General features: G+C 61.3%; 5 protein-coding genes. 3 read left to right on the top strand and 2 right to left on the bottom strand.

Features of this window, described 5'->3' with window-relative positions:
• Both IIY41_RS05030 and IIY41_RS05025 read right to left on the bottom strand, forming a co-directional pair.
• Nucleotides 1-934, bottom strand: a 934-nt coding sequence (locus IIY41_RS05030; protein WP_502709817.1) for a DNA translocase FtsK 4TM domain-containing protein, incomplete at its 3' end; no start/stop codon positions are given.
• A 207-nt stretch (nt 935-1,141) separates the two neighbouring features.
• Nucleotides 1,142-1,936 carry a ClpP family protease gene (locus IIY41_RS05025; RefSeq protein ID WP_009325415.1) on the bottom strand — a complete coding sequence of 265 codons (795 nt, stop codon included), beginning with the start codon at nt 1,934-1,936 and terminating at the stop codon, nt 1,142-1,144.
• A 242-nt stretch (nt 1,937-2,178) separates the two neighbouring features.
• Here IIY41_RS05025 and IIY41_RS05020 point away from each other — a divergent pair, with 242 nt between their 5' ends.
• The 3 genes from IIY41_RS05020 to IIY41_RS05010 all read left to right on the top strand — a co-directional run bounded on the left by IIY41_RS05020 (nt 2,179) and on the right by IIY41_RS05010 (nt 6,016).
• Nucleotides 2,179-4,110: an aconitate hydratase gene (locus tag IIY41_RS05020; RefSeq protein ID WP_009325414.1), complete on the top strand. Its 1,932-nt coding sequence runs from the start codon at nt 2,179-2,181 to the stop codon at nt 4,108-4,110.
• A gap of 78 nt (nt 4,111-4,188) precedes the next feature.
• Nucleotides 4,189-5,346 (top strand): isocitrate/isopropylmalate family dehydrogenase, encoded by a 1,158-nt coding sequence (locus IIY41_RS05015; protein ID WP_287400044.1) that lies wholly within the window; start codon nt 4,189-4,191, stop codon nt 5,344-5,346.
• A gap of 28 nt (nt 5,347-5,374) precedes the next feature.
• On the top strand, nt 5,375-6,016 hold the full coding sequence (locus IIY41_RS05010; RefSeq protein WP_009325412.1) for a redox-sensing transcriptional repressor Rex: 642 nt from the start codon (nt 5,375-5,377) through the stop codon (nt 6,014-6,016).
• The last annotated feature ends 27 nt before the right edge of the window (nt 6,017-6,043 follow it).

The following is a 6,043-nucleotide window of genomic DNA, read 5'->3' as shown; positions in this document are numbered from 1 at the left end:
CGGGCGCCGCCGTGCGTGGCTGACGCGGTTTGCCGGGATACATGCCGAAGGTCCCGCCGGGACCAATGACAGGCTTCTCGTCCTCTTTCAGTTCAGTACTGCTGACAGCCTCGCCGCCAATGTCGATATCAATGGCCGCACGGCGTTTGCGTCCGCTGCGCGCGGCTTCGTAGGCCGCTGCATCCATGTCGAAGGGCGGGACATCGTCCCCGGCGGGCAGCGGATGCCGCCGCGCTTCTTCCTCAGCCGCAAGGCGGGCCTGCTCGGCCTCCTGTGCGCGCGCTTCGCGCAGCTGGGCACGTGCATCGGCGCGCCGGTCCATGGAATCCTTCATGCGGCCCGCATGGCCGGAGAAGAAGTACCAGATATCCGCAGGCGTGACGCCTGTGAACAGCATCAGACCCATCAGCATGAAGATCACAATGAGGATATTTGCCCCCGGGCGGCCGCACAGCAGCAGCAGCGTCCAGCCGAACACCGCGCCCAGCATGCCGCCGCCGAGCCCCCATTCCGACGCGCCGGTGCTGCGCAGCACCGCCATGCCCTCCCAGAAGCCCAGGCCCGTGAGGTCTGTTTTTGAAAAAATAAGGAACGTGCCGCACACCAGCATCAGCACCAGAAGCGCCTTTGCCAGCTTGCCTTTCACCGGGCGCTCACAGGCCACCAATACGGCAATGTACAAAAGCATGGGCGCCAGCACATAACTGCCCACGCCGAACACGCCGAACAGGATGTTCGTGCGCACCCAGTTCCACACCGACGCGCCCGGGACCACGATCAGCGCGAACACCAGCACGCCGATGCCAAACAGCAGTATGCTCCACCTGGCGTTCATATCGGGCTTCGGCTTCGCACGCCGCCTGCCCCCGCGCTGGCCGGAGCCGCGCGTATTCGTCTTTGTATTTGTTTTTCTTGCCCTGTTTGTCGATGCCATAGCTTGTCCGATACCCCTGTATGTACCCAGCGCGGCCCAAACGCCCCGCCGGATGGATTTTTTCATGCGCCGCACGCATGGCTTTTGCGCATTTTTGCACACTGATACTTGTACATTGTACCACCAAACGCTCCGCTTGTACAGTTGGAACCGTTGCGGCTGCATGCTTTTGTACGCCCTTGCGGCAGGCCCGCACGGGTCTTGGCATCATTTCCCGGCACTGTGCGCGCGCGGCGCACGGCGCGGCTTTCCTCCGGCTTTCCGCTGCTCCGGCGCGCCGTCGCGCGGGGCTTCGATGGCGCGGTACAAATAATGCAGCGCGTCGCCCAAACCGCCCAGCTCGTCGATGAGGCCCTCCGCCACAGCTGTTTCTCCATCCACCACGCTGCCCATGTCCATCACCAGCTCACCCGTGTGCATCATCAATTCGGTGAAACGCGCCTCGCTGATATGGGAATGGCCCGCCACAAAGCCCGTAATGCGCTGCTGCATCTGCTCGAAATAGCGCATGGTCTGGGGCACACCCAGCACCAGGCCCGAGTGACGCACCGGGTGCACCGTCATGGTGGCCGTGGGCACGATGAAGCTGCGCCGTGCTGATACAGCAAGCGGAATGCCGATGGAATGCCCGCCGCCCAACACCAGCGTGGCGCTGGGCTTCGTGATGCCGCTGATGAGCTCCGCCAGCGCCAGGCCCGCCTCCACATCGCCGCCCACCGTGTTCAGGATGACGAGCAGCCCCTCCACTTCCGGGTCTTCTTCAATGGAAACGAGCTGTGGAATGACATGCTCGTACTTGGTGGTCTTTTGCGTCTGAGGCGCGATGGAATGTCCCTCGATCTGCCCGATGACCGTCAGGCAATGGATGGCATGCCTTCCCTTTGTGCGCAGCACAGAGCCTGTCTCCAGTATATAATCCTTTTCAAAGCGTGCTTTGTCGGTTTCCGCCTCTGTTTCCTCGCTGTCCTGCGGCTGCGCTTTTGTTTTCGTATCGCTGTTCATGGTCTCCCGCCTTTCGCTTTTTCCCTTATGTTTCCCTGCCGCGCCGTGTTTTATCGCCTTTCCGCGCAAAAATAGTAATGCATTTTATTTTTGCCTTACACGGTGCGGCGCACCCGTTTTTCACAGCCGTTTCATTGACAATAACTTATCAAACAGGTATTATAAATAAGTATATAACCATACTGTGCATATGCGCCCGCGCGGCGGGCGGCAGCGCAGGAAAACTGGAGAGGGGTTTTGGAATGGGACAGACCATCGCACAGAAGATCATCGCCGCACACCTCGTTGACGGCAAAATGGAGCCGGGCTGCGAGGTGGGCCTGCGCATCGACCAGACACTCACACAGGACGCCACGGGCACCATGGCATATCTGGAATATGAGGCCATGGGGATCCCCCGTGTGCGCACGGAGCTTTCCGTCGCTTATATCGACCACAACACGCTGCAAAGCGGCTTTATGAACGCCGACGACCACCGTTTCATCCGCACCATCGCCAAAAAGATCGGCGTGCGCTACTCCCGCCCGGGCAACGGCATCTGCCATCAGGTGCATCTGGAACGCTTCGCCAAACCCGGCAAAACGCTCATCGGCTCCGACAGCCACACGCCTACGGCGGGCGGCATCGGCAGCCTTGCCATGGGTGCGGGCGGTCTGGACGTGGCCGTGGCCATGGGCGGCGGCGCGTATTATATCCCCTATCCAAAAGCGACGCTGGTAAAGCTTTCCGGCGCGCTGCGCCCCATGGTGAGCGCCAAGGACGTCATCCTTGAGGTGCTGCGTGTGATGAGCGTAAAGGGCGGTGTGGGCAAGATCGTGGAATACGGCGGCGAGGGCGTAAAAAACCTGACGGTGCCCCAGCGCGCCACCATCACCAATATGGGCGCGGAGTTGGGCGCTACAACCTCCATTTTTCCAAGCGACGAAGTCACCCATGCCTTTCTGAAGGCGCAGGGGCGCGAAGAGGATTATATGCCGCTGGCCGCCGACGCGGACGCCGTGTACGACGAGGTCATTGAGATCGACCTTTCCGCGCTGGAGCCTCTGGCCGCGTGCCCGCACAGCCCGGACAATGTGAAGCCCGTGCGCAGCCTTTCCATGACGAAGGTAGACCAGGTGTGCATCGGCAGCTGCACCAACTCCAGCTATGCGGATCTGATGACCGTGGCCGAGATCCTGAAGGGCAAAACGGTATCTCCCGAAGTGAGCCTTGCCATTGCGCCGGGCAGCCGCCAGGTGCTGGCAATGCTGAGCGCGAACGGCGCGCTCACCGCCCTGCTGGACGCGGGCGCGCGCATTCTGGAAAGCGCCTGCGGCCCCTGCATCGGCATGGGCCAAAGCCCCAACTCCGCGGGCGTTTCCCTGCGCACGTTCAACCGCAACTTCGAGGGCCGCAGCGGAACGCGGGACGCCGGCGTATACCTTGTAAGCCCTGAAACGGCGGCTGTGAGCTGCCTGACGGGGTATATCACCGACCCCACCTCCGTGCCTGCGGCCGCGCCCGTCGCCATGCCGGAGGCCTTTCCCATCAACGACAACATGGTGGATCTGCCCGCCTCTGAGGACGAATATGAAAGCGTCGAGGTGCTGCGCGGGCCGAATATCAAGCCCCTGCCCGTGGCGCAGCCTCTGACAGACACAATGGAGCTGCCCTGCCTGCTGAAGGTGGGCGACAATATCACCACGGACCATATCATGCCCGCCGGCAGCAAGATCCTGCCTTACCGCAGCAATATCCCGCATCTGGCAAACTACTGCTTTGAAGTGTGTGACCCCGAATTCCCCGCGCGCGCCATGGCGGCAGAGGGCGGCTTTATCGTGGGAGGCGCCAACTATGGCCAGGGCTCCAGCCGTGAGCACGCGGCGCTGGTGCCGCTGTATCTGGGCATCCGCGCGGTCGTCACCGTCAGCTTTGCGCGCATCCATAAGGCGAACCTGGTGAACGCGGGCATCCTGCCGCTGGAATTCGAGAATGCCGCAGATTATGAAAAGATCTCCCTGGGAGACACGCTGGAGCTTTCCGGCGTGATCGCGGGCATCGAAAACGGCGCGGTAACGCTGACGAACAAGACCACGGGCTGCGTCATCCCCCTGCGCTGCGACATCAGCGCGCGCCAGGCGCAAATCATCCGCGCGGGAGGCCTTTTGAACTACACCCGCGAAAAAAACCGGTAAACACCGGCATTTCCGCGCCGCACCGCCTTTCGCGGCATGCGCGGCGGCAAAAAATAAACGACAACGGAGGCACGCAAATTGGAAAACATCACTGCTGCAAAAGAAAAATTCGGCGCGCTGATCGAGGCGCAGAAAAAACGGGTGGCCGCCATGCGGGCACAGGGAGATTTTGTGGATTACGCGGCACTGCCGCAGATCGTCATCGGCGTATGCGGCGGCGACGGCATCGGCCCGACCATTACGCATGAGGCCGAGCGCGTGCTGCGCTTCCTTTTAAAGGACGAGGTGGAAAGGGGCAAGGTGACGTTCAAGGAGATCGACGGCCTGACCATCGAGAACCGCGCCGCCCACATGAAAGCCATCCCCGACGACGTGCTGGCCGAACTGAAGGCCTGCCACGTCATCCTGAAAGGGCCTACCACCACCCCCCGCGCAGGCGACGAATGGCCCAACATCGAAAGCGCCAACGTTGCCATGCGCAAGGAGCTGGATCTGTTCGCCAACGTACGGCCCGTGAAGGTGCCCGAGGAAGGCATCGACTGGACGTTCTTCCGTGAGAACACTGAGGGCGCGTACACCCTGGGCAGCTGCGGCTTCGAGACCGAGGACGGCATCTCTGTGGATTTCACCATCACTACCACTGACGGCACGCAGCGCATTGCAGAGCTTGCGTATGATTTTGCCAGGAAAAACCACAAAACCCGCGTGTCCATCGTTACCAAAGCCAACATCATCAAGGCCACGGACGGCAAGTTTTTGAAGCTCTGCCAGGCCGTGGGGGAAAAATACCCTGAAATCACCACGGACGACTGGTATATCGACATCATGACGGCCAAGCTGGTGGACAAAAAGCGCCGCACCGATTTTCAGGTGTTCGTGCTGCCCAACCTGTACGGCGACATCATCACTGACGAAGCGGCCGAATTCCAGGGCGGCGTAGGCACGGCGGGCAGCGGCAACATCGGCAAGCGCTACGCCATGTTTGAGGCCATTCACGGCTCGGCGCCGCGCATGGTGAAGGAGGGACGCGCCCAGTATGCGGACCCGTGCAGCATGCTACGCGCCAGCGTGATGCTGCTGTCCCACATCGGCTACCAGGCCCAGGCGGACAAGCTCACCGCCGCGCTGGACAAATGCATGTTCACGGAAAAGGCGCTCACCGTCACGGGCCGCGACACCGGCTGCACCTGCACCGAGTTCGGCGATTACGTGATGCGCACCATCGAGACCCTTTAATTTAGACGAAAAGAAGTTGGTGAAGACAATGGCGGCGCAAAACCAGAATAAAGTCTCCCTTCCCGTCATCAAGCGGCTGCCGAAATACTACCGCTATATTTCGGACATGCACAACAACGGCATCGTGAAGGTGTCTTCCAGTGAGCTTGCCCGAATGATGGGCACCACAGCCTCACAGGTCCGGCAGGATTTCAACTGCTTCGGCGGTTTCGGCCAACAGGGCATCGGCTACCATGTGGATGTGCTGCTCAGCGAGATATCCAAGCTGCTGTTCAGTGAAAAGAATCTCAACGCAGTGCTCATCGGTACAGGCCGTCTGGGCCGCGCCATATCCGGCTATCTTTCCGCCGAGGCCCGGGGCTATCACCTGATGGCCGCATTCGACAAAAGCCCGGACGAGATCGGCCGGGAGCTGCAGTGCGGCGTGATGGTGCAGGACGTGGCCGAGCTGGCCGCTTTCTGCGCCGCACACCACCCGGACGTAGCGGTGCTTTGCATCCCGCGCGCGGGCGCGAAGGCCGTAGCCCCCACGCTGGTGGAGGCCGGTGTAAAGGGCTACTGGAACTTCAGCCACTACGACCTCTCGGTGGACTACGAGGGTATCACGGTGGAGAACGTCCACCTGGGTGACAGCCTGATGAGCCTGGGCTACCGTGTGCGCAACGATTAAAACGACAGGATAGGGACGGTCTTACCA

The sequence above is a fragment of the Ruthenibacterium sp. genome (genome assembly GCF_017421385.1).
In the GTDB taxonomy this organism is placed as follows: domain Bacteria; phylum Bacillota; class Clostridia; order Oscillospirales; family Ruminococcaceae; genus Ruthenibacterium; species Ruthenibacterium lactatiformans.
Note: the sequence above shows the minus strand (reverse complement) of the source record. Positions and strands in the feature narration are given on the sequence as shown.